This is a genomic window from Staphylococcus canis, assembly GCF_016238445.1.
In the GTDB taxonomy this organism is placed as follows: Bacteria; Bacillota; Bacilli; order Staphylococcales; family Staphylococcaceae; genus Staphylococcus; species Staphylococcus canis.
The window spans coordinates 1-24,187 of the sequence record NZ_JABANU010000009.1; the positions used below are offsets into that span (position 1 = coordinate 1).

At 34.2% G+C, this 24,187-nt stretch carries 22 protein-coding genes; 18 read left to right on the forward strand and 4 right to left on the reverse strand.

Translation table 11 applies throughout. The annotated features are described in order from the left end of the window. Positions 1–157: 157 nt before the first annotated feature. From HHH54_RS04590 to HHH54_RS04600, 3 genes are read right to left on the reverse strand one after another with little or no spacing between them, the layout of a single operon-like run. Positions 158–2,770, reverse strand: coding sequence for a YfhO family protein (locus HHH54_RS04590; RefSeq protein WP_198617666.1), 2,613 nt, complete (start codon positions 2,768–2,770; stop codon positions 158–160). 6 nt (positions 2,771–2,776) lie between these two features. After that, positions 2,777–5,383, reverse strand: a complete 2,607-nt coding sequence (locus HHH54_RS04595) for a YfhO family protein (RefSeq protein WP_198617667.1) — start codon at positions 5,381–5,383, stop codon at positions 2,777–2,779. A 31-nt stretch (positions 5,384–5,414) separates the two neighbouring features. Continuing rightward, positions 5,415–5,798, reverse strand: coding sequence for a GtrA family protein (locus HHH54_RS04600; protein ID WP_198617668.1), 384 nt, complete (start codon positions 5,796–5,798; stop codon positions 5,415–5,417). Between the two features lie 210 nt (positions 5,799–6,008). Between HHH54_RS04600 and ylqF the strand changes: the two genes are divergently transcribed. The 3 genes from ylqF (at position 6,009) to HHH54_RS04615 (ending at position 8,022) form a co-directional block, all read left to right on the forward strand. After that, positions 6,009–6,872 carry a ribosome biogenesis GTPase YlqF gene (ylqF, locus tag HHH54_RS04605; RefSeq protein ID WP_198617669.1) on the forward strand — a complete coding sequence of 288 codons (864 nt, stop codon included), beginning with the start codon at positions 6,009–6,011 and terminating at the stop codon, positions 6,870–6,872. Continuing rightward, entirely contained in the window at positions 6,872–7,648 is a 777-nt protein-coding gene (gene rnhB / locus HHH54_RS04610; protein ID WP_198617670.1) for a ribonuclease HII, read from the forward strand. Before ylqF ends, rnhB begins: the two co-directional genes overlap by 1 nt. A gap of 104 nt (positions 7,649–7,752) precedes the next feature. Next, positions 7,753–8,022, forward strand: a complete 270-nt coding sequence (locus tag HHH54_RS04615) for a hypothetical protein (protein ID WP_198617671.1) — start codon at positions 7,753–7,755, stop codon at positions 8,020–8,022. A gap of 114 nt (positions 8,023–8,136) precedes the next feature. Here HHH54_RS04615 and HHH54_RS04620 read toward each other — a convergent pair whose 3' ends face one another. After that, positions 8,137–8,466: a nucleoside triphosphate pyrophosphohydrolase family protein gene (locus tag HHH54_RS04620; RefSeq protein ID WP_198617672.1), complete on the reverse strand. Its 330-nt coding sequence runs from the start codon at positions 8,464–8,466 to the stop codon at positions 8,137–8,139. A gap of 175 nt (positions 8,467–8,641) precedes the next feature. On the opposite strand from HHH54_RS04620, the gene sucC reads away from it, so the two are divergent. The 15 genes from sucC to HHH54_RS04695 all read left to right on the forward strand — a co-directional run bounded on the left by sucC (position 8,642) and on the right by HHH54_RS04695 (position 24,182). After that, positions 8,642–9,808 (forward strand): ADP-forming succinate--CoA ligase subunit beta, encoded by a 1,167-nt coding sequence (gene sucC / locus HHH54_RS04625; protein ID WP_198617673.1) that lies wholly within the window; start codon positions 8,642–8,644, stop codon positions 9,806–9,808. 21 nt (positions 9,809–9,829) lie between these two features. Further along, positions 9,830–10,738: a succinate--CoA ligase subunit alpha gene (gene sucD / locus HHH54_RS04630; RefSeq protein WP_198617674.1), complete on the forward strand. Its 909-nt coding sequence runs from the start codon at positions 9,830–9,832 to the stop codon at positions 10,736–10,738. A gap of 207 nt (positions 10,739–10,945) precedes the next feature. Continuing rightward, positions 10,946–11,812, forward strand: coding sequence for a DNA-processing protein DprA (gene dprA, locus HHH54_RS04635; RefSeq protein WP_198617675.1), 867 nt, complete (start codon positions 10,946–10,948; stop codon positions 11,810–11,812). A gap of 104 nt (positions 11,813–11,916) precedes the next feature. Next, positions 11,917–13,986 carry a type I DNA topoisomerase gene (gene topA / locus HHH54_RS04640; RefSeq protein WP_198617676.1) on the forward strand — a complete coding sequence of 690 codons (2,070 nt, stop codon included), beginning with the start codon at positions 11,917–11,919 and terminating at the stop codon, positions 13,984–13,986. 25 nt (positions 13,987–14,011) lie between these two features. After that, positions 14,012–15,316 carry an FADH(2)-oxidizing methylenetetrahydrofolate--tRNA-(uracil(54)-C(5))-methyltransferase TrmFO gene (gene trmFO / locus HHH54_RS04645; RefSeq protein WP_198617677.1) on the forward strand — a complete coding sequence of 435 codons (1,305 nt, stop codon included), beginning with the start codon at positions 14,012–14,014 and terminating at the stop codon, positions 15,314–15,316. A 98-nt stretch (positions 15,317–15,414) separates the two neighbouring features. Continuing rightward, positions 15,415–16,326: a tyrosine recombinase XerC gene (gene xerC, locus HHH54_RS04650; protein WP_432813793.1), complete on the forward strand. Its 912-nt coding sequence runs from the start codon at positions 15,415–15,417 to the stop codon at positions 16,324–16,326. A 7-nt stretch (positions 16,327–16,333) separates the two neighbouring features. Continuing rightward, entirely contained in the window at positions 16,334–16,876 is a 543-nt protein-coding gene (gene hslV, locus HHH54_RS04655; RefSeq protein WP_198617679.1) for an ATP-dependent protease subunit HslV, read from the forward strand. Between the two features lie 12 nt (positions 16,877–16,888). Then, positions 16,889–18,301, forward strand: coding sequence for an ATP-dependent protease ATPase subunit HslU (gene hslU, locus HHH54_RS04660; protein ID WP_198617680.1), 1,413 nt, complete (start codon positions 16,889–16,891; stop codon positions 18,299–18,301). Between the two features lie 16 nt (positions 18,302–18,317). After that, positions 18,318–19,094, forward strand: coding sequence for a GTP-sensing pleiotropic transcriptional regulator CodY (codY, locus tag HHH54_RS04665; RefSeq protein WP_198617681.1), 777 nt, complete (start codon positions 18,318–18,320; stop codon positions 19,092–19,094). Positions 19,095–19,252: 158 nt separating this feature from the next. Continuing rightward, entirely contained in the window at positions 19,253–20,041 is a 789-nt protein-coding gene (gene rpsB / locus HHH54_RS04670) for a 30S ribosomal protein S2 (RefSeq protein WP_198617682.1), read from the forward strand. A 104-nt stretch (positions 20,042–20,145) separates the two neighbouring features. Then, positions 20,146–21,024 (forward strand): translation elongation factor Ts, encoded by an 879-nt coding sequence (gene tsf / locus HHH54_RS04675; RefSeq protein ID WP_198617683.1) that lies wholly within the window; start codon positions 20,146–20,148, stop codon positions 21,022–21,024. A 155-nt stretch (positions 21,025–21,179) separates the two neighbouring features. Next, a complete protein-coding gene (gene pyrH / locus HHH54_RS04680) occupies positions 21,180–21,902 on the forward strand; it encodes a UMP kinase (RefSeq protein ID WP_198617684.1) in 723 nt (240 codons plus the stop codon). 18 nt (positions 21,903–21,920) lie between these two features. Then, positions 21,921–22,475, forward strand: a complete 555-nt coding sequence (frr, locus tag HHH54_RS04685) for a ribosome recycling factor (protein ID WP_198617685.1) — start codon at positions 21,921–21,923, stop codon at positions 22,473–22,475. Positions 22,476–22,624: 149 nt separating this feature from the next. Then, positions 22,625–23,386, forward strand: a complete 762-nt coding sequence (gene uppS / locus HHH54_RS04690; protein ID WP_198617686.1) for an undecaprenyl pyrophosphate synthase — start codon at positions 22,625–22,627, stop codon at positions 23,384–23,386. Between the two features lie 13 nt (positions 23,387–23,399). Next, complete coding sequence (locus HHH54_RS04695) at positions 23,400–24,182, forward strand: phosphatidate cytidylyltransferase (RefSeq protein WP_198617687.1); 783 nt, start codon at positions 23,400–23,402, stop codon at positions 24,180–24,182. The last annotated feature ends 5 nt before the right edge of the window (positions 24,183–24,187 follow it).

Here is a 24,187-nt window from a genome sequence, read left to right on the forward strand (position 1 = left end):
CTCTTATTATAAGTGAGGGCTTTATTTTTTTGAAACAATATGTGTAAATTATATAAAGAACCCCGCTAAAATCCAATTTGGAATCTTAGCGGGGTTCTTTTGGAGCTGTATTTATGTCCCAGCCCCTTTCTTGTGTTATTTGATATGAAGTGAGTCGTTATTTTAATTTTTGGGATGATTTCATTAGCTTTTGATATAAGAAGCGGCGATAAATCAATGCAGCTATAATACCAAATATTGTGATACCAATGAAAAGCCAAAACTGTGGAATATGATATTTTATTACGACGTTCGAATCACCTTTATTAACAGGAATGACACTCATCAAACCATTCCCTTTTTGTACAGGACGTGGTTTTTGGTCTACATAGGCCACTAATCCATCTCTATAAGGTATAGGTAGCACAAGGTAACTTTTCGCTTTAGGTGTGACGCTAGCTTTAATTGAGTTTTTCGTTGTAACCATTTTGACCGGTGTGACCTCTTTTTTCGCTGTCTGTAAAGTTTGGTAGTTTTCACCATATAATCCCTTCAATTGAGCACGGTAGGTCCCTTTTTTGAGTTGAATGCGCATTGTTTCATCAATCGGTACACGAATCGTAACAGGAGTAATGAAACGACGATATGCATAATCTAACTTAGTGCGGCGTTGATAAAAATCATTAACTTTTAGATAATGTGGTTGATTTGGTGCTAACAATTCAATATCCATTTCAAGATAAAGGTCTTTATACTTTTGTTGATAGCGTTTTGGAATATGGATTTCTAATCCTCCGTCATCCTCAAGTACATTAAGTTTATTACCGAACCGCTTAGCATGATGTGTTGTAATAGTTGTCTGGTTCAGCAAGTTTTTATTCGGTTGAAAGGATTGGTTAGACGAAAATGCATCACTTACAACGCCTTGTAACATAGCTTGCTCACGGTCTAAAGGTGATTTAAGTTGATCTGGATGAAAGACTTTAGACGTAAGGTGAGCGCTTGGGTACTCTATTGTATTTTTAGAATGATCCAAACGGGTTGTGTTGTCTTGAATAGTTCCTACATGTTTCATTCCATAAGGTAGTAAAGTATCAGGTTTTTCTTTAATGCGATCCGTTACACCCCAGAGTGCATAAAGATTTGCGCGGTCACCTAATAAGCGATAAGTACTATTACTATCATACTCCATATTGATTTGCATTAATTTATCATAATAATTAAGTATAGCACCGTCAAAAATACTAGAATAAAGTGCGAGACCGTTATAATGATAAATCATGGCAGAATTGACCGCATAAGAGCTCATGTAATCGATACGCTCTAACGGTTGTTGTTGCTTTTTGATTTGATTCATATCCTGTTGAAGTTTTGGACTATGGTAATCTGGAGCATGCATATCACTCAGTTTTGATTGATAAGGCGCAATATTATTGTGATGATAATTTATTAGTAAAACAAATTGTTGAATCACAAAAAGTCCAACGATGACGTTTGATATAGGTTTCATGAATGAATGTTGCTGATAGATGTAAAAACCTATCACAATCAGTATTAAAATTGACGCGATCATCCACCACATTGCGCCTCTTGATGTGAATGCAGTTAGAATTAACAGTACAATGACTGGTAATATAGATAAACGATAATCTTTCCATGTGAGTTCAGAAAGATGTTTAAACCATAAAGCGATGAGTATACTTGAGGTTAGCGCAAGTATATATACCCATCTTCGTTGTGGAAAAGAAAAACCATTAAATAGACTATCAAAATAAGGTGAAAATGATGCAATTAATAAAATCCAAGTCAGGATTGCGAACATTTTAAAAGCATAGTAACGATATAGCTTAAAACTAAACAGTGCCACTAGTACAACAAAACTTAAGGTAATATAAAAACCATTTGTAAAAATATGGTATTTTTGAGAAAAATCAATGATGGGTGAGATAAATACATCATTTGATTGACGGTCATTATTTAAGAATGACTTCACACCAGTCAGAAATCCAAACGAACCAATACACAGACTGATTATAGCTGCAGGAATCAAGAATAAAAGTTTATGTATACGCTTAACGATGTCATCAGGGTGCTTAAAGATTAAGCGATAGACTAAATATGCACTTAAACCTATCATTTCATAATAGCTAAAATAAAAGTTAGAAAATAACGTAATTGCTATTGAAAAAATAAAGAGCCCGATTTTACCACGTTTAAAAAAACGCTCCATCCCCCAAATGGATAATGGTAAATAGATCATGATGTCCCCAAAAAATGACCACGTAAAGTTAAAATAGTATAAAACGGTTGATGCACTATACAAAAATGCACCTAAAAATCGTGATTTACCACGCAATTTAAATTCCCGTAACATACCATATGTTACTAAAAATACAATCACACATTTAATGTAAGCAATGAAAATTTGATTGCCTGGCCAAAATTCAATATGTGAGGGATCAGTATGTAATAATCCCTCACTTAAAGCCACAAATAGGAAGTTAAGATACATAATTGGTGATGTAGCATAATAATAAGCTAAATCTGTAAAATAATCACCACCTAAGCCAAATGAGACATCATACAAAGAATACATTTGGCTAAAATGTTCATACAAAAACATTTGAAAAGGCATCATTTGTTTAAAACCATCACCATTTCCACTGTAAATAATGCCATCAATCAAAAATCGATATAATACAGGGATGTAGACAATCGCTCCAACGGCTAGAGCCATAATCAATAGTTTAATATATTTATTTAATTTATATTTTCGCAATAAATGTTTCAATTAATTTCACTCTTTCATAGTACGGATTCGTTTTACAAGCCATTGTCTATATAAAACACTTAAAACTACACAACATAATGAGACAAAAATCATTGTATAAAAATAGGGCGGACGATAGGTAATATGAATGTTTTTTGCATTGTTTGATACTGGTATTCCTGTCATAAAATAATTGACCTTTTGAGGTGTTACTGACTTACCATCAACCGTCGCTTTAAATCCAGAACGATATGGTATATTAATAACTGCCATACCCCCTGAATGGTGTTGCAAGGTGATGTCGATATTGGAATGCTTTTCATCATATTTGAAATGCTTTTGTTTATCTGCTTTCTCAAGTGTTTGGTAGTCTTCACCATATACACCTAAAACTTTAAAGTGATATGGCCCATGTGGCGAGACATTAATATTTATATTGCCATTCTGATCAGGTTTTGTTCGATACAGCAAAAAGTTCTGTCCAGTTTTGTACTTGGATGTATTAAATAAACGATGGTTTTGGTAGCCGTTTATAGATATTGTACTATTACTATCTGGTGCTCCCCGCTTAGCATAAAGTGTGACATAAAAGTCTTTATACGTATTTTGCAATGCTTCAGGTAGTTTTAATATTACACCGCTTCGTTTAGATTGGGTTGTTTGTAGAACATCTGAATGCGTCCATTTCGCATTTACTGTGCTTATATCAATGTCTTTTATTAAATTCGGTGCGATATCTTGATAAGGTTTACCTTTATGGTCTAAGATTACGCCGTCAATCATTGCATGCTCTCTATCAATAGGTGTTTTTAAATCTTTACTATTATAGTATTGGTTAGTCACTCGTACAGCTGGCAAGACTTGTTCATTTTCGTAAATACGATATTGTCCTGATTTTTGAATCAGTTTAAAATGTTCAGGTAAATTGTCTTGATAGTTTTTGAGCATTTGGTATCTAACTGATAGCAGGCTTGCTATATTGGCGCGACCACCCGTAGATTGATAACGACTCACAGACTCTTCTTTTAAATTAATCATAAGATGGTCATAATACAATTTGATTAGTTCATCATTAAAAATACTTGAATATAAACTCAATCCTTTAAAATTTTGATACATTGGCGTGTTGTCTTGTTCATTTACACGCCAATCGATACGTTCAGTTTGGTCTTTGGAATGTTTCATTTGCTGAACAAGTGTATTTTGAAGTGGTGTATTATACAAACTTTTATTAATATAATCACGATTACCACGATTTTCATGGTCCTCATGGAAAATTTGATTTTTTGTAAAAACAATTGACACGAGTACCATAAGTACACTGATACTTATTCCGAAGACACTTTGTAACGTTGTTCTAGAATAACTGAGCGCTGATGCCTTAATGTGAAGTATCAAGAGACCTGTTAAAAATACTATTGGTATCCATAAAAGCCATATGACAAAATTTTGGTACCAAACTGCACTTACAGTAACTACTAATATCCCTGGAATAGCAGTTAATATGTAATAGAGCTTTGAAAGACTAAAGAAATGTTGCACATAACAAGCAATAAGCCCACTTGTTGCAAAAGCAAGTAAATAATGCCAACGCTTTTGTGGGGCGGAAAATCCATTAAAAACTGAATCAACATATGGGATAAATGCTGAAACAATCGCTAAAATAGACAAAATCGCAAATAATCTAAAAAAGAAATGGCGATAGAGTTTAAAGCTGAGTAATGCTTGGATTACGATATATAAAATGACAATTAAATAGTTGTCGTAGAAAATATTTGTATTGTGATCTAATGATTCGAAAATCGGAATTTTAGTTGAATAAGGGATACGTTGGTTATGGATGAAGCTACTTGCACTATGGAAGAATACAAATAAACTACAACCAACGCCTAAAACAGCACCAATAGATAATGTCCAAAGTACGTATGATTTCTTTAAAATATCATCGTGATGTTTCCAAATCATGCGTATAGCAAAATAAATCAGTCCTGCAAGTACTTGATAGTATGCAAAATAAAAATTATTAATAAATGATATAGCTGTAATAACAATAAAGAAACCAATTTTACCAGTTTTAAAATATCTTTCAATACTGAAAAATAAAAGTGGTAATAAAATAAAAATATCACTAAAAAAAGGCCAATACACTGTAAATCGATAATAAAGTGGCGATGAAGCAAACAGAAATGCGAAAAGCATCGCCACATTTTTATTAAGCTTAATTGACTTCGCATATAAGTATGTTGCCATAATCACTAAAGCAGATTTAATTACTGATATGACTAATGCATTTGTCATCCAAAACATGAGGTCATGCGTATTGACCAACTTTAATTTTGCAAATACACCTATGATAAGTGCGTTTAAGATAAATAAAATATTAGTACTAAAGTAATAAGATAAGTCTGTAAAAAAATCTCCGCCTAAACCGAAATCAGAGGCATAGAAAAAAGTACCTTCAGACCATTTTTGATAGAGATACATTTGTATCGGTACCATTTGCTCAATACCATCATTAGGTCCAGTAAATAGTAATCCGTCTTTAATAAATCGAAAAATGATGTAAGCATGACCAACAAGTGCCAAAATACATGAAGTTATCATTATGATCATAGATTGATTGAAACGTTTCATAAGATATCATTCACCTTTAATTACTTAATATTTAACGATCTTTCAAAATAAATTTAGATAATAAATATGTGATTGGAATGGTAACAACCAATCCTGCAAAGGGTGCTAATGTATCATCAATATGAAGAAACTCTACAAAAATATAAAGTAGCACGAATTGAACAGACATGTTGACTACTTGAGTTAATGGAAAAGCTAAGAATTTTTTTAATGTTGGCTTGACATGATAAACGAAATAACATGATAAAAAATAAGAAATGAAAAGCGCAACTATAAATCCAGTGATATGACTGATTAAATAATGGACATGTAATAGTTTTAATAATATCAAATAAACGATATAATAATTGACTGTATTAATACCGCCTACAATGACGAAGCGAATTACTTCGAAAAATGTTTTTGAACTTATCAAAAAAAGAACCCACCTTCAATATTATGCTTTATCGTTTAAAAGACTATTCATCGATGCAAATGAATATCGTCTCATCATCAATGAAGTGTAATAATTCTAGAATGTTTAAAGCGTATTTTCAAGAACTAAAAACTACATTCAATATATCACATTGTAGTGTTAAATCGTTAATATTTAGAAGTTAGTAATGAGAAGAAAGGTGATGTATAAATGGTAATACAATGGTATCCAGGACACATGGCTAAAGCTAAAAGGGAAGTATCTGAGCAGTTAAAAAAGGTGGATGTCGTATTTGAACTTGTCGATGCAAGAATTCCTTTTAGTTCAAGAAACCCTATGATTGATGAAGTCATTCAACATAAGCCACGTGTTGTTATTTTAAATAAAAAAGATATGTCTAATTTAAATGAAATGCAAAAATGGTATGCTTTTTTTAAAGAAAAAGGTGCAATGCCTGTGGCTGTTGATGCTAAACATGGTAAAGGGCTGAAACAAGTCGAAAATGCTGCAATCGAGGTAACGAAAGAAAAATTTGAGCGTGAACAAGCTAAGGGGTTAAAACCAAGAGCAATCCGCGCAATGATTGTAGGTATCCCAAACGTTGGTAAATCTACACTCATTAATAAGTTAGCGAATCGTGCCATCACTCAAACAGGGAACAAACCAGGTGTAACAAAACAACAGCAATGGATTAAAGTTGGTAAATCGTTACAACTATTAGACACACCTGGAATATTGTGGCCTAAATTTGAGGACCAAACGGTAGGGAAAAAATTAAGTTTAACGGGTGCGATTAAAGATAGTATTGTGCATTTGGATGAAGTTGCGCTTTATGGATTGAATTTTTTAATACAACAAGATTATGAAGGCTTAAAGAACTTTTATAAAATAGAAGTTGAACCTGATTCTGAACCGTTAGAATGGTTTGATGCGATTGGACGTAAAAGAGGTCTCATTCAAAGAGGCAACGAAGTGGACTATGAAGCAGTCATTGAGCTGGTCATTAATGATATACGTAACGCTAAAATAGGCACTTACTGTTTTGATTTATATCACGAAATGAGAGATTTATGATGCATAAAACGATAAAAGAGATTAAAGCGGAGCTAGCACTCATTACTACTAAAGAAGCTTTAGCCACTCACCCCTTAGCTCAGGACTCTAGAAAAGGTGTACAGCAAGCATTTAAAAGTAGATTAAAGCAAATTGAAAAACAGGAACAATTAGAAAAACAATATGAAATGATGTCACAATATGAGAATGATATCTTAAATCAAACACCAGAAGCTTTAATTTGTGGTATTGACGAGGTAGGACGTGGACCACTTGCAGGACCTGTAGTTGCGTGTGCAGTGATTTTAAACGATGATCATCAGTATTTAGGCATTAATGATTCTAAACAATTATCAGTTCAAAAGCGTACTACGTTAAGTACTAATCTAAGGAATAACGTAAAAGCTTGGCATATTGGCATTGCGACACCAGAAGAGATTGATGCATTAAATATATATAACGCTACACAACTTGCAATGTATCGTGCAGTTGAAGGATTGAGTATTAAACCTACACATTTCCTAATTGATGCGATGTTACTTGACAAAATACATGCACCTCAACAATCAATCACTAAGGGTGATGCCTCGAGTGTTTCAATTGCTGCAGCAAGTATCATTGCTAAAGTTTATCGAGATCAAAAGATGAAAGAGTATGATCAAATCTATCCCGGCTATGATTTTGCACAAAATGCTGGTTATGGTACGAAAAAACACCTTGAAGGTTTAGATCACTTTGGCATTACGCCGATTCATAGAAAAACTTTTGAACCTATTAAATCAAAATATAAGGAATAAACTATCCGCTTTCATTCTGATGATATAACATTAAAATATTTGCAATTCCTTTTATTTATGTTTTACTAGAACTATACTTCCAAAAGAAAGGAATATCATAATACATGGACGAAACATTAGAAAAGTTATATAAAGTACTTGTTCACTTTGAAGAAAAAGAAGTTGAAATTACTGAAGACGAGCAAAAATTAAACGATATTAAGAAAAAAATTGAGGATAATTTAAATGTTTCTGTTGAGGAAACATCTCAAATGGACTTAATTCGTCTGTTAAAAGAACATAATTTTTCTGTTGAATCTTCTGATGACGAACAAAAAATTATTAGTGTTCCAATGGACGACGATACCCAAGTTAAATTTCATACAGACAAATAAAATATGAAGTTTCTATAAAACTGTCGACACGGTTATTTGTTGTCGACAGTTTTATTTTAGGTGTAAACGTTATAAATAACTAAGGTTTTGCATATACATTTGTGATTTTAATTTTTATTCGTCTTTACGATTTTTTGAATCTTCAGGGTTAAAACCATTAGGATAACGTTTTTCTAATTTTTCGATATTCATTTGTGCAATTTCATCTAACGAGACGTTCAATGTTGTTGCGCATGTAGCAATATACCATAATACATCACCGAGCTCTTTTTTTAACGCCTCAACATCTAAAGGATGTTCATGATAAAAATGTTTTTTGATTATATCAGCGACTTCTCCAGCTTCTCCGTTTAATCCTAAAGCGCCCATTTGTAATAATTCTTTTTGCATTTTTTGTGTGTTTAGCGTACGTTGAGCCGCTTTTTGATAATGATTAAATTCCATATTGATACTCCTTTATTGGTTGTATGACAACATTAATATAACACATTGAAAACATATGTTTATCTAATTATAAAACTCATAAATAAAGATAATCTATATGTCTAACTGTTTACAATAACGCTTACATTTTTTATAATTGAGATGAACTTAACCTTAAGAAACAGGAGGATGGAGTATGAATATCCATGAGTACCAAGGAAAAGAAATTTTTCGCTCAATGGGCGTAGCAGTTCCAGAAGGGCGTGTTGCATTTTCAGCTGAAGAAGCAGTAGAAAAAGCGAAAGAGTTAGACACAGATGTATATGTTGTAAAAGCACAAATTCACGCAGGGGGGCGTGGAAAAGCTGGTGGTGTTAAAATCGCTAAGTCTTTATCAGAAGTTGAAACTTATGCGAATGAACTACTCGGTAAAGTGTTAGTAACACATCAAACAGGCCCAGAAGGTAAAGAAGTTAAACGTTTATACATTGAAGAAGGCGCAGATATTCAAAAAGAATATTATGTTGGGTTCGTTATTGACCGTGCAACAGATCGCGTGACTTTAATGGCATCTGAAGAAGGTGGAACTGAAATTGAAGAAGTGGCAGCGAAAACGCCTGAAAAAATCTTCAAAGAAACAATTGATCCAGTTGTAGGTTTAGCACCTTATCAAGCACGTCGTATTGCGTTTAACATCAATATTCCTAAAGAATCTGTTAATAAAGCAGTGAAGTTTTTAATGTCTTTATATAACGTATTTATTGAAAAAGATTGTTCAATCGTTGAAATTAACCCGCTCGTTTTAACTGGCGATGGCAATGTTTTAGCACTTGACTCAAAAATCAATTTTGACGATAATGCGTTATTCCGTCATAAAGATATTCAAGAATTACGTGACTTAGATGAAGAAGATCCAAAAGAAATTGAAGCATCAAAATATGATTTATCATACATTGCATTAGATGGAAACATCGGTTGCATGGTTAATGGTGCAGGTCTTGCAATGGCAACAATGGACACAATCAATCATTTTAATGGTAAACCAGCAAACTTCCTTGACGTAGGTGGCGGTGCAACTAAGGAGAAAGTAACAGAAGCATTTAAAATTATCTTAGGTGATAGTAACGTTAAAGGTATTTTTGTAAATATTTTTGGTGGAATTATGCGTAACGATATTATTGCTGAAGGTATTGTAGCAGCTGTGGAAGAAGTCGACTTAACATTGCCGTTAGTTGTACGTTTAGAAGGTACTAATGTTAAAGAAGGTAAACAAATTCTTAAAGACTCAGGTTTAGCAATTGAGCCAGCAAGTACAATGGCTGAAGGTGCTCAAAAAATCGTTAAACTTGTAAACGAAGCGTAAGGAAAGGATGGGACAACTAAAATGAGTGTTTTTGTGGATAAAAATACAAAAGTTATCGTACAGGGGATTACAGGGTCAACTGCCCTTTTCCATACTAAACAAATGTTAGAATATGGTACTCAAATTGTAGCTGGGGTGACACCAGGAAAAGGTGGACAAGTGGTTGAAGGTGTACCAGTATTTAATACAGTAGAAGAAGCTAAAAAAGAAACAGGTGCAAATGTTTCAGTTATTTACGTACCAGCACCATTCGCTGCTGATGCGATTTTAGAAAGTGCAGATGCTGAATTAGATTTAGCAATTTGTATTACTGAGCATATCCCGGTTGTTGATATGATTAAAGTAAAACGTTATTTAGAAGATAAGAAAACACGTTTAATTGGACCAAACTGTCCTGGTGTAATTACTTCTGATGAAACTAAGATTGGTATTATGCCTGGTTATATCCATAAAAAAGGTCATGTAGGTGTAGTATCACGTTCTGGTACATTAACTTATGAAGCAGTACATCAGTTAACTGAAGAAGGAATCGGTCAATCTACAGCAGTTGGTATCGGCGGTGACCCGGTAAATGGAACAAACTTTATCGATGTCTTAAAAGCATTTAACGAAGATGATGATACTAAAGCTGTTGTAATGATTGGTGAGATTGGTGGAACAGCTGAAGAAGAAGCGGCAGAGTGGATTCAAAAAAATATGAATAAACCTGTAGTTGGATTTATTGGTGGTCAAACAGCACCTCCAGGAAAACGTATGGGTCATGCTGGCGCAATTATTTCAGGTGGTAAAGGTACTGCTGAAGAAAAAATTAAAACATTAAATAAAAATGGAGTAAAAACTGCAGATACACCTTCAGAAATCGGTGTAACATTAATTGAAGCTGCTAAAGAAGCAGGCATTTATGAGTCATTATTAACAGTAAAAAAATAATGAGATAAACGCTAAAGCCTCTGTGTTGAGTTATGTTATCTAAGTTTTAGTTTGCTAGAACTCTAGATATATAGCCTACACAGAGGCTTTTGATATTGATTTATAGGCAAATTGAACTTGATATGTTATTGACCTTTAGAGAAATTTCATATAATATTGTATTCTACTATATAATTTGCTAAACATCATGACGAGGTGACAATCAAGATGCAAAAAATCCTACTTTTACTTTTATACGCTGGGTTTACAACACAACAAATTCAAAAAATCGAGACATATTGTCCAGATCTATTTAAATCTCCTTATACGTTGACACATATTGAAAAAGTTAGACAAAGGTTTAGTCAAAACATTCATTTTCAAAAGAAATTCGATAAGCTTATAACTTTAAATTATAATCAAATTAGAAACGATCTACGAAATCATGAGATTAAGATCGTAGATGTCACACAATCAAACTACCCCCAATTATTAAAACAAATTTACGATGCACCATATATTTTATTTTGTAAAGGGGATATCTCACTCTTGGACAAAACTTCTCGTATGTTAAGCATTGTAGGAGCACGCGCGCATACGTCCTACACCAATGAGTGTTTAGAAGAACTATTTCCTTACTTTAAGACGCAACAATTAGTGATTGTGTCAGGTTTAGCTCATGGAACTGATGCTTTAGCACATCAGTATGCATTATCGTATGATTTACCTACTATAGCCGTACTAGGTTTTGGTCATGCCTATCATTATCCACAAACTACAAAATTATTAAGAGATCAAATTGAAAGAACTTCCTTAACGATTAGTGAATATCCGCCAACTACACCTCCTGCTAAATTCAGATTCCCAGAACGAAATCGCATTATTAGCGGTATTTCAAAAGGGTTATTTGTCACAGAAGCTAAAGAACGAAGTGGAGCATTAATTACAATGGATCAAGCTTTAGAACAAAATCGCAATGTCTATGTATTACCAGGTCGTATGTTTGACGTACATACAAGAGGAAACTTGATACGTGCAAAAGAAGGTGCTGAAATTGTACTAAATGCATTTGATATTCTAAAAGATTATGAATAAAAAAGATTAACTTATTTGTGAATTGATTGTAAAATATTGACAAACTTAAAATTAACCGTTTATCATTTATCTTTGAAAACAGAAAAAGCAAGGGGGTAACTCCATTGGCAGATAATCTTGTCATTGTAGAATCGCCTGCAAAAGCTAAAACAATAGAAAAGTATTTGGGGAAAAAATATAAAGTTATTGCTTCAATGGGACACGTTAGAGATTTACCACGTAGTCAGATGGGCGTAGATGTGGAGCAAAACTATGAACCAAAATATATTACAATTCGCGGAAAAGGTCCGGTTGTGAAAGAACTCAAAAGATATGCAAAAAAAGCTAAAAAAGTATTCTTAGCAAGTGACCCTGACCGTGAAGGTGAAGCGATTGCATGGCATTTAGCAAACATTTTGGAATTAGATGATACACAAAAAAATAGAGTAGTTTTTAATGAGATTACGAAAGATGCTGTAAAAGATAGCTTTAAAACACCACGAAATATTGAAATGAATCTCGTCGATGCACAACAAGCGAGACGTATCGTTGACCGTTTAGTAGGTTATAATATTTCACCAGTGTTATGGAAAAAAGTAAAAAAAGGTTTATCAGCTGGACGGGTTCAGTCAGTGGCACTCCGTCTTATTATAGATAGAGAGAACGAAATTCGACAGTTTAAACCTGAAGAATATTGGTCAATTGAAGGGGAATTCAGATACGGAAAATCTAAATTCAATGGTAAATTCCTTCATTATAAAGGCAAACCATTTCCGTTAAAAAATAAAGATGACGTTACTGTCATTACTGATGCGCTTGATGATTCACAATTTGAAGTGACGAATGTAAATAAGAAGGAAAAAACAAGAAAACCTGCAAAGCCTTTTACGACATCAACACTTCAACAAGAGGCAGCGCGTAAACTTAACTTTAAAGCTCGAAAAACAATGATGATTGCTCAACAATTATATGAAGGTATCGATTTAAAACGTAAGGGTACTGTAGGGCTCATCACATACATGAGAACAGACTCTACGCGTATTTCTAAAGATGCACAAGCAGAAGCTAAGGCATTTATAGAAAATGAATACGGTACAGACTATTTATCAAAAAGCGAAAGTAAAGGTAAGCAAGGCGATCAAGATGCTCATGAAGCTGTTAGACCTACGAGTACGAATCGCACACCAGCTGAAATGAAAGATTTTCTATCACGTGATCAATATCGTCTTTATAAACTGATTTGGGAACGTTTTGTTGCAAGTCAAATGGCACCTGCTATTTTAGACACTGTAGCTGTAGATTTAACACAAAACGATATTAAATTTAGAGCAAATGGTCAAACGATTAAGTTTAAAGGTTTTATGACATTGTATGTTGAAACGAAAGACGATAAATCTAAAGAAAAAGAAAATCGCCTTCCGGAATTAGAAGTAGGAAATAAAGTAACGGCGACCAAAATTGAACCAGCACAACACTTTACGCAGCCACCACCAAGATATACAGAAGCACGTTTAGTTAAAACTTTAGAAGAACTTAAAATAGGTCGACCATCAACATACGCACCTACTATTGATACAATTCAAAAACGAAATTACGTCAAGATGGATAGTAAACGTTTTGTACCGACTGAACTTGGCGAAATCGTTCATGAACAAGTGAAAGATTATTTTCCTGAAATTATTGATGTAGATTTTACGGTTAATATGGAGACACTACTTGATAGTATTGCAGATGGAGACATCGCTTGGAAGAAGGTAGTGGATAACTTCTATAATAGTTTCAAACAAAATGTAAAACGTGCAGAAGAAGAAATGGAAAAAATTGAAATTAAAGATGAAGCAGCAGGAGAAGATTGTGAAGTATGTGGTCATCCAATGGTTATCAAAATGGGACGTTATGGAAAGTTTATGGCATGCTCTAATTTCCCGGATTGTCGTAATACAAAAGCGATTACTAAGCCAATTGGTGTGACATGTCCAAAATGTCAAAAAGGCGATGTAGTTGAACGTAAATCTAAGAAAAATAGAATTTTTTATGGCTGTTCTAATTATCCTGAATGTGACTTTATTTCATGGGATAAACCAATTGGACGAGATTGTCCAAAATGTAATCATTATTTAGTTGATCATAAAAAAGGGCGTTCATCTCAAGTAATATGTTCAAATTGTGACTATAAAGAAGAAGTTCAAAAATAAATGGAATGTGAAAGGAGAAACGTGAATGACAACTGTAAACGTTGTTGGAGCAGGTTTAGCAGGTTCAGAAGCAGCTTATCAATTAGCTGAGAGAGGCGTACAAGTGAACCTATATGAAATGCGTCCAGTAAAACAAACACCAGCGCACCACACGGATAAATTTGCTGAACTAGTTTGTTCAAACTCTTTAAGAGGCAATGCTTTAACAAACGCTGTGGGTGTTTTAAAAGAAGAAATGAGACGTCTTAATTCTATCGTTATAGCCGCAGCAGATCATGCACGTGTGCCCGCTGGTGGGGCTTTAGCTGTAGATAGACATGACTTTTCTGGTTATATTACAGATACCTTAAAAAATCATCCTAATATTACAGTGATAAATGAGGAAATTTCAAAAATTCCTGATGGACCTACTATTATTGCAACTGGTCCATTGACAACAGAAACGCTAACAAAAGAAGTTGTAGATTTAACAGGAGAAAATCAACTTTATTTCTACGATGCTGCTGCACCTATTATTGAAAAAGATTCAATTGATATGGATAAAGTATATTTGAAATCACGTTATGATAAAGGTGAAGCTGCGTATTTGAATTGTCCAATGACAGAAGAAGAGTTTAATCGTTTTTACGAAGCGGCTATGGCAGCGGAAGTGGCTCCTATGAATGATTTTGAGAAAGAAAAGTATTTTGAAGGATGTATGCCGTTTGAAGTGATGGCAAGTCGAGGGCCAAAGACATTGCTATTTGGTCCAATGAAGCCTGTTGGGCTAGAGGATCCTAAAACTGGTAAGCGTCCATATGCAGTAGTTCAACTTAGACAAGATGATGCAGCAGGCACATTATATAATATTGTTGGTTTTCAAACTCGTTTAAAATGGGGTGCTCAAAAAGAAGTCATTCGGATGATACCAGGTTTAGAGAATGTTGATATTGTACGTTATGGCGTTATGCACCGAAACACTTTTATTAATTCACCAGATGTATTAAGTGAGACGTATGAGTTTAAAAATAGAGAAAACTTATACTTTGCTGGTCAGATGACAGGTGTAGAAGGCTACGTTGAAAGCGCAGCGAGTGGCATGGTAGCCGGTATTAATTTAGCACACAAAATGATGGGGCAATCTCCTGTTGTGTTCCCGAGAGAAACAATGATTGGAAGTTTGGCGTATTATATTTCGCATGCAACGAACAATAAAAACTTTCAACCTATGAATGCGAATTTTGGTTTAGTGCCATCATTAGAGAAGCGCATTAAAGATAAGAAAGAAAGATATGAATTATTAGCTAATAGAGCACTAGAATATTTAGAGCATTTCAAAAAGACACTTTAATATTAATAATTAATTGGCAAAATAAGTAAAATTTTGATTACTGTGAAAATTCTATGTGAAATTCATGCAGTTCCCTTCATCATTATGCTACAATATTAATGATGGAGGGGTCTTTTACTTTGGAACATATCCAACTTAAATTTTTAAACCTATTGAAACGTGAACGGTTTTTCTCGGAACATACTTTAAAAGCGTATCATGATGATTTAGTACAATTTAATCGATTTTTAAAGCAAGAACATTTAACTTTAGATACATTTCAATACCGAGATGCTAGGAATTATCTACAAACTCTATACGATTTAGGGCTTCAAAGAACAACTGTATCTAGAAAAATTTCAACATTACGCAGTTTTTATGCTTACTGGATGACGGAAGATTCGTCTATTAGTAATCCGTTTGTTCAGCTTGTACACCCTAAGAAAGAACGTTATTTACCAACATTTTTTTATACTGAAGAGATGGAAGCGCTTTTTCAAACTGTTGAAAATGATGCAAAAAAGGGACTGAGAGATAGTGTGATACTTGAATTATTATATGCGACTGGAATGCGAGTTTCTGAACTTGTGTCCTTAAAAAAGTCAGATATTAATTTAGAAATGAGTTATCTGAAGGTCATGGGGAAAGGAAGCAAAGAACGTATTATTCCTTTTGGAGAATTCTGTCGGAAAAGTATACAAAAGTATCTCGAGGAGTTTACGCCTATTCAAAATGCAGCGCATCCTTTTTTAATTGTGAATTTAAAAGGAGCGCCTATCACTGAACGTGGTGTACGGTATGTGTTAAATGATATTGTTAAACGCACAGCAAATGTTGGTGCAATTCATCCACATAAATTGCGACATACTTTTGCGACACATATGCTAAATGAAGGCGCAGATTTAAGAACAGTCCAAAGCTTGTTAGGTCATGTTAATTTGTCTACAACTGGACGATATACGCATGTTACCAATCAACAACTTCGACAAGTTTATTTAAACGCACATCCTCGTGCACATAAAGGAGAGTAAAATATTCATGAGTTCATCAATACATGCAACTACAATTTATGCTGTACGTCATAATGGTGGCGCAGCGATGGCTGGTGATGGCCAAGTGACTCTAGGTGAGCAAGTTATTATGAAGCAAACCGCTAAAAAAGTACGTAAACTGTATAATGGAGAAGTTTTAGCAGGGTTTGCTGGCAGTGTTGCAGATGCTTTCACACTATTTGAAAAATTTGAAGCTAAATTACAGCAATATAGTGGTAATTTAGAAAGAGCTGCAGTCGAACTTGCTAAAGAATGGAGAGGAGATAAGCAACTTCGTCAATTAGAGGCAATGCTTATTGTGATGGATAAGTCTCACATTCTAGTCGTTAGTGGTACGGGCGAAGTAATAGCTCCGGATGATGATTTAATAGCGATTGGTTCAGGTGGCAATTATGCATTAAGTGCTGGTCGCGCTTTAAAACGTCATGCACCACATATGACTGCGAGTGAAATGGCTTATGAAAGTTTACAAGTTGCTGCAGATATATGCGTTTTTACTAATAATCATATTACTGTAGAAGAACTATAATGGAGGTTTCTTATGGTTGATCGTAATGCTATCAAATTCACACCGAAAGATATTGTGTCTCAATTAGATGAATATATTATCGGTCAAGATGAAGCTAAAAAGAAAGTAGCAATTGCTTTAAGAAATAGATATCGTCGCAGTTTATTAGACGATGATGCAAAGCAAGAAATAGCACCTAAAAATATTTTAATGATGGGACCAACTGGTGTTGGTAAAACTGAAATAGCGCGTCGAATGGCTAAAATAGTAGGTGCTCCTTTTATTAAGGTTGAAGCGACAAAATTTACTGAAGTTGGATATGTAGGTCGCGATGTCGAAAGTATGGTAAGAGATCTAGTAGATGTTGCTGTAAGACTTGTGAAGGATTCTAAAAAAGAAGAAGTTAAAGATGAAGCAACACAAAAAGCAAATGATAAGTTAGTGAAATTATTGGTGCCAAGTTTGAGAAAAAAAGCGAATCAGACAAAGCAAAATCCTCTTGAGTCACTATTTGGTGGCACGCTTCCAAACTTTGGCCAACAAGAAGAGGAAGAAGAGGAGCCGCCAACTGAAGAAATTAAAACAAAACGTTCGGAGATTAAGCGTCAGTTATTAAATGGTGAACTTGAGGAAGAAAAAGTTAAAATAAAAGTTGAGCAAGATCCGGGTGCATTAGGAATGTTGGGCACTCAGCAAAACGAACAAATGCAAGAAATGATGAGTCAATTGATGCCGAAAAAGAAAGTGGAAAAAGAAGTTCCTGTTAAAACAGCAAGAAAAATTTTAATTGACGATTATGCAGATGAAATGATTGATCATGAAACTGCAAATCAAGAAGCACTAGAGTTGGCTGAACAAATGGGAATTATTTTCATAGATGAGATTGACAAAGTTGCTACATCTAGCCAAAATAGTAGTGGTCAGGATGTGTCAAGACAAGGTGTACAAAGAGACATATTACCTATTCTTGAAGGTAGCGTTATCAGAACAAAATATGGTACTGTGAGTACGGAACATATGTTGTTTATTGGAGCTGGTGCATTTCATGTATCAAAACCTAGCGATCTTATTCCTGAGTTGCAAGGAAGATTCCCTATTCGAGTCGAGTTACAAAGTTTAACAGTTGAAGATTTTGTAAGAATTCTAAAAGAACCAAAACTTTCATTAATCAAACAATATGAATTATTACTTCAAACTGAACAAGTTACTGTGAACTTTACTGATGAGGCCATTCATAGATTAGCTGAAATGGCACATCATGTTAATCAAGAAACAGATAATATTGGTGCAAGAAGATTGCATACAATTTTAGAAAAAATGCTAGAAGATTTATCTTTTGAGGCACCTAATATGCCGCATGCCACAGTGGATATTACACCTCAATACGTGGATAGTAAATTAAAATCAATATCAATTAATAAAGATTTAAGCGAATTTATCTTATAAAAAAAGGAGAAGTGACATGAGCTTATTATCGAAAACTAGAGAATTAAGTAGCTTATTACAAAAACATAAAGGAATATCCGTTGATTTTAAAGATGTTGCACAAACGATTAGTAAAGTAACAATCACTAACGTATTCATTGTCTCGCGACGAGGTAAAATCTTAGGTTCTTCCCTTAATGAATTGTTGAAAAATGAGCGCGTTATTCAAATGTTAGAAGACCGCCATATTCCAGAAGAATATACGGAAAAATTAATGCATGTATATGAAACGTCTTCAAATATTGAAATAGATGATGATTTATCTGTTTTCCCATTAGAAAATAAAGATGTATTCAAGAATTCAAAAACAACAATTTTTCCTATAATTGGTGGTGGAGAGCGTCTTGGTACTTTAGTTTTAGGACGTGTATCTGATGACTTTAATGATAATGATTTAGTATTAGGTGAATATGCAGCCACTGTAATTGGAATGGAAATTCTTCGTGAAAAACATTCTGAAATAGAATCTGAAGCTCGCGATAAAGCGGCGATTTCAATGGCAATTAATTCATTATCATATTCAGAAAAAGAAGCTATAGATCATATTTTTGAAGAATTAGGCGGTACTGAAGGACTTCTTATCGCTTCTAAAGTAGCTGACAGAGTTGGAATCACACGTTCAGTTATTGTAAATGCATTACGTAAATTGGAAAGTGCTGGTGTCATTGAATCACGTTCACTTGGTATGAAGGGAACATTCATTAAAGTGAAAAAAGTTGCATTTTTAGATGCACTTAAACGTTCAGAAGCATAAAAATATAGATATTGCATTTGTATATGAATTATGATATATTTATATGCGGCTATGAAAAGCCAAAACACACATATTAACAACAGTATAAAATGGTGCGACAACTTGATCGTTTTTTATATAAGTTAATATGGAGGAAAAACCATTAGGAGGATTTAATCATGGCAGTAATTTCAATGAAACAATTACTTGAAGCTGGTGTTCACTTCGGTCATCAAACACGCCGTTGGAACCCAAAAATGAAAAAATACATTTTCACTGAAAGAAATGGTATCTACATCATTGACTTACAAAAAACAGTGAAAAAAGTTGAAGAAGCATATAACTTCATTAAACAAGTATCTGAAGAAGGCGGTAAAGTCTTATTCGTAGGTACAAAAAAACAAGCACAAGAGTCTGTAAAAGCAGAAGCTGAACGTGCTGGCCACTTCTATGTTAACCAAAGATGGTTAGGTGGTATCTTAACAAACTATAAAACAATCTCTAAACGAATCAAACGTATTTCTGAAATTGAAAAAATGGAAGAAGATGGAACATTTGACGTTTTACCTAAGAAAGAAGTCGTAGAACTTAAAAAAGAATACGACCGTTTAATCAAATTCTTAGGCGGTATTCGTGATATGAAAACAATGCCAGATGCGTTATTTGTAGTTGACCCTCGTAAAGAACGTAATGCAATTGCAGAAGCACACAAATTAAACATTCCTATTGTAGGTATTGTTGACACTAACTGTGATCCAGATGAAATTGATTACGTTATCCCAGCAAACGACGATGCTATTCGTGCCGTTAAATTATTAACTGGTAAAATGGCAGATGCGATTTTAGAAGGTCAACAAGGCGTATCTAACGATGAAGTTGCAGCTGAACAAAATATCGATTTAAACGAAGAAGAAACTTCTGAATCTGCTACAACTTCTGAAGAAGAAACTACAACTGAAGCAAACTAATTTAATTTAGTTTATACGAATGATTTTATGGGGATAGGACAATATCATGATGTCCCAATCCCTTTTTTTAAAATAAATCTCGAATGATATTGGAGGAATAATGAATGGCAATTTCAGCTAAACTTGTAAAAGAATTACGTGAAAAAACTGGCGCTGGTATGATGGATTGTAAAAAAGCGTTAGAAGCAACTGATGGAGATATTGATAAAGCAATCGACTATTTACGTGAAAAAGGTATTGCAAAAGCTGCTAAAAAAGCAGACCGTATCGCTGCTGAAGGTATTACACATGTTGAAGTTAAAGGTAATGAAGCAGCCATCGTTGAAATCAACTCTGAAACTGACTTCGTAGCTCGTAACGAAGGTTTCCAAGAGCTTGTAAAAGAAATTGCGAATCAAATCCTTGAGACAAAAGCAGAATCTGTTGAAGCTTTAAATGAAACAAAATTACCAAATGGTAAAACAGTTTCAGAACACATGACTGAAGCTATTTCAACTATTGGTGAAAAATTAAGCATTCGTCGTTTTGCAGTTCGCACTAAAGGTGACAATGATGCATTTGGTGCATACTTACACATGGGTGGTCGTATTGCAGTACTTTCTGTAGTTGAAGGCACAACAGATGAAGAAGCTGCAAAAGACGTTGCTATGCACATTGCAGCAATCAATCCTAAATATGTTTCTTCAGAACAAGTAAGTGAAGAAGAAATTAATCACGAAAAAGAAGTTTTAAAACAACAAGCACTTAACGAAGGTAAACCTGAAAACATCGTTGAAAAAATGGTTGAAGGTCGTCTACGTAAATATTTACAAGAAATTTGTGCTGTTGACCAAGACTTTGTTAAAAACCCAGACCAAACTGTTGCAGAGTTCCTTAAATCTAAAGGTGGTAAATTAGTAGACTTCGTACGTTACGAAGTTGGTGAAGGTCTTGAAAAACGTGAAGAAAACTTCGCTGATGAAGTAAAAGGACAAATGAAATAATTAACACAATGTAATTGATGAAAGAAGACACCTTTCGTGTCCTCCCTTAAAAACTGCTTCAGTTGAAATACATGGAAGCTATGGATGAGGAAGATGCTTATTGTGTCTTCTTTCATTGTATTGTTTTACATAATATGAATAGAGAGGTTAATATAATGACTGAAACTTCAAATTATAAGCGAGTGGTCTTGAAACTTAGTGGGGAAGCGTTAGCAGGAGATAAAGGATTTGGAATTAATCCAATCATTATTAAAAGTATTGCACAACAAGTTGCTGAAGTTGCCAAAATGGATACAGAAATTGCTGTAATTGTTGGTGGCGGTAACATTTGGCGAGGTAAAACGGGTAGTGACTTAGGAATGGATCGAGGAACTGCTGACTACATGGGTATGTTAGCAACAGTTATGAATGCATTAGCATTACAAGACAGCCTTGAACAGTTAGATTGTGACACGCGTGTTTTAACATCTATCGAAATGAAACAAGTTGCAGAACCGTATATTCGTCGTCGTGCTATCCGTCATTTAGAAAAGAAACGTGTTGTTATTTTTGCTGCAGGTATTGGTAATCCTTATTTCTCTACAGATACAACTGCAGCATTACGTGCGGCTGAAGTTGAAGCTGACGTGATATTAATGGGTAAAAATAATGTTGATGGTGTATATTCAGCTGATCCTAAAGTTGATCCAAATGCTAAAAAATATGATCGTCTCACATATATTGACTTACTCAAAGAAGGATTACAAGTTATGGACTCAACTGCCTCTTCTTTCTGTATGGATAACAATATCCCACTTAAGGTATTCTCTATCCTAGAAGAGGGCAATATCAAACGTGCTGTACAAGGTGAAGATATAGGGACTATCATTACAAAATAACTTAGAGGTGACTAAAATATGAATGAAATCGTTCAAGATGCTAAATCACGTATGAAAAAATCGATTGAAAGCTTATCTCGTGAGCTTGCACAAATTAATGCAGGACGTGCGAATTCTAACTTATTAGCAGGTGTTGAAGTGGATTACTATGGCGCGCCTACGCCTGTACAACAACTTGCAAGTATCAATGTTCCAGAAGCACGTTTACTCGTTGTTTCTCCATATGATAAAACGTCATTAGCAGACATTGAAAAAGCAATTTTAGCGGCGAACTTAGGCGTAACACCTTCTAGTGATGGAGAAGTAATTCGTATTAATGTACCAGCATTAACAGAAGAGCGTCGTAAAGAAATTGTGAAACAAGTTAAAAAAGAAGGCGAAGCGGCAAAAGTATCTGTACGTAACATTCGTCGTGATGCGAATGATTCTCTTAAAAAACAAGAGAAGAATGGTGAGATTTCAGAAGACGAATTACGTTCAAATTCTGATGACGTCCAAAAAGTAACTGATGATGCAATTAAAGAAATCGATCAATTAGTTTCAGAAAAAGAAAACGACGTAATGTCTGTATAAGTATCTGATAAAAAACTGTACCGAATACGACTTTGGTACAGTTTTTTATTTGCTTATTCAATGGGGTACCTGAATATGATAAAATGGTAGATAATTGTATTCTAAAAAGATTATAATACTTGGGAGACGAATAGCTCGGAGGAACACGTATGTTTAAGAGATTTAAGAAAAAAGTAAACAAACCAAATGAAAAAGAAACATTAAACTTACATAATATACCTGAACATATCGCAATTATAATGGACGGAAATGGTAGATGGGCTAAACAACGTAAGATGCCTAGAATTAAGGGGCATTATGAAGGCATGCAAACGATAAAAAAAGTGACGCGTGCAGCTCATCAATTAAACGTTAAATACTTAACACTATATGCGTTTTCTACTGAAAATTGGTCGAGACCCAATGAAGAAGTTAATTATATCATGGGTCTACCTGTGAACTTTCTAAATTCTTTTCTACCTGAGCTTATTGAGAAAAATGTAAGAGTAGAAACAATTGGATTTACAGATCAATTACCAGAAAAAACGATACAAGCGATTGAAACAGCAAAATCTCAAACGGCACAAAACGATGGTTTAACATTGATATTTGCGATAAATTATGGTGGACGTGCTGAAATTATAAATAGTGTTCGTCATTTGATTCAAGATGCGCGTGAAAACGCTGATTTTTCGATAGATACAATTGATGAATCACTATTTGAGTCCTATTTAATGACAGCCAACTATCCTGATCCAGAGTTGTTGATACGAACGTCTGGAGAGCAACGTCTCAGCAACTTTTTAATCTGGCAACTTTCTTATAGTGAATTTATATTTTATAAAAAACTATGGCCTGACTTTGAGGAGACAGATTTAATAGAGTGCATAAAAACATATCAATTACGCCAAAGACGATTTGGGGGATTGTAGATAGGAGCGCGTTATGAAGGTAAGAACGATTACTACAATTGTAGCTTTAGTTATATTTTTACCCATACTCCTTATAGGAGGTTCAATATGGATGTATTTTACATTTCTTTTAGCGTTGATAGCACTAAAAGAATTACTTAATATGAATCGTATTCGAATAATTTCCATACCAGGATTGATTAGTGCATTGGCTTTAATTGTCGTCATGTTGCCACAAGATATGGGACATTGGGTGTCATTATTACAACAAAGATATCTTATAGCAATGAGTTTCATTATTTTAAGTTATACCGTTATGTCAAAGAATAGATTTAGCTTCATGGATTCGGCATTTTGTTTAATGTCTGTAGCATATGTTGGCATAGGGTTTATGTATTTTTATGAAACACGTGAAGCTGGCTTGGAATATATTTTATTTGGGTTACTCATAGTATGGTTAACAGATACAGGCGCATACATATTTGGTCGATCATTCGGAAAGCGAAAACTATGGCCTGTGATAAGCCCAAATAAAACAATTGAAGGGTTTGTGGGGGGAATGATTTGTAGTTTAATCGTTCCACTCGTATTCATGATATTTGCACCCCTACAAATTAATATTATATGGTTATTAATCATGACGTTAGTATTAAGTACGTTTGGTCAATTAGGAGATTTAGTGGAATCTGGATTCAAACGTCACTTTGGTGTCAAAGACTCTGGTAGATTATTACCTGGGCACGGTGGTATTTTAGATCGTTTTGATAGTTTTATGTTTGTACTACCATTACTTAATATTTTCTTAATCCAAATGTAAAGTGA